The organism is Streptomyces sparsus (assembly GCF_054776295.1).
In genome coordinates, this window is sequence record NZ_BAAHCA010001283.1 from 1 (window position 1) to 1,089 (window position 1,089).

General features: G+C 73.7%; 1 protein-coding gene. It reads right to left on the minus strand.

Going from position 1 to position 1,089, the window contains the following annotated elements; genetic code table 11:
- A partial coding sequence (locus ACYVE9_RS27920; protein WP_461030673.1) for an EamA family transporter occupies positions 1-901 on the minus strand: 901 nt, incomplete at its 3' end.
- Between the last annotated feature and the right edge of the window lie 188 nt (positions 902-1,089).

Here is a 1,089-nt window from a genome sequence, read left to right on the forward strand (position 1 = left end):
AGGCGACGGCGGCCCCGGTTTGCTGCGCGGGAGCGCCACCGGTGGGTCGGCGTCCGCCGAGCGAGGTGACCGCGACCCCCGCGACCAGCAGGCCCGCCGCCAGCCAGCCCAGGCCGGTGACCCCCTCGCCCAGGAACAGGGCGGCCGCCGACATGCCGAAGACCGGCACCAGGAGCGAGAACGGCGCGACGGCCGAGGCGTCGTGGTGCCGCAGCAGGAAGCCCCAGAGGCCGAAGCCGACCACGGTGGCCAGCCAGGCGACGTAGAGCAGCGCGCCGACGTCCGCCACGTCCAGGGAGCGCAGGGCGTTCAGGCCGGCGTCCGGGCCCTCGAAGAGCAGCGAGAGCACCAACAGCGGCAGTGGCGGCACCAGGCTGACCCAGACCATCCAGCTGAGCGCGTCCGGCGGCGCGGCCCTGCGCGTCATGATGTTGGACAGCCCCCAGCAGGCCGCCGCTCCGATCACCAGCAGGAACGCGCCCAGCGGACCGGAGCCGCCGCGGTCGGCGGCGGCGACCACGATGCCGGTCAGGGCCAGGCCCATGCCCGCCAGCCGCAGCCGCCCGGGGCGTTCGCCCAGCAGGGCGAAGGCGAAGCAGGCGGTGAAGACGGCCTGCACCTGGAGCACGAGCGAGGAGGTGCCGGCCGGCATGCCCTGGTCCATGCCGAGGAACAGCAGCCCGAACTTGGCCACGCCCAGCGCCAGCCCGACGCCCACCACCCACCGGAACGCGACCTTGGGACGGCGTACGAAGAACACCGCCGGCAGCGCGGCGACGAGGAAGCGCAGGGCGGAGAACAGCAGCGGCGGGAAGTGGTCCAGGCCGACTTCGATGACGACGAAGTTCACTCCCCAGATCGCGGCGACGAGTACGGCGAGCATGCAGTGGGCGGGGCGCATGCAGCGATCATCGTGGCGGTGCACGATGTAGCACCAGCGATGATGTGTGCACGGATGGATGTAGCAGCGCTGAAGAATGGAGTGCTGCGGGTGGGGTCCGCGGTCGGGGCAGACGGAACGCCCGGGCGCGGGTGTGCCGTCCGTCGCGGGGGCCGGCGCGCGGTCCGGCGCGGGCAGGGACGCGCGGG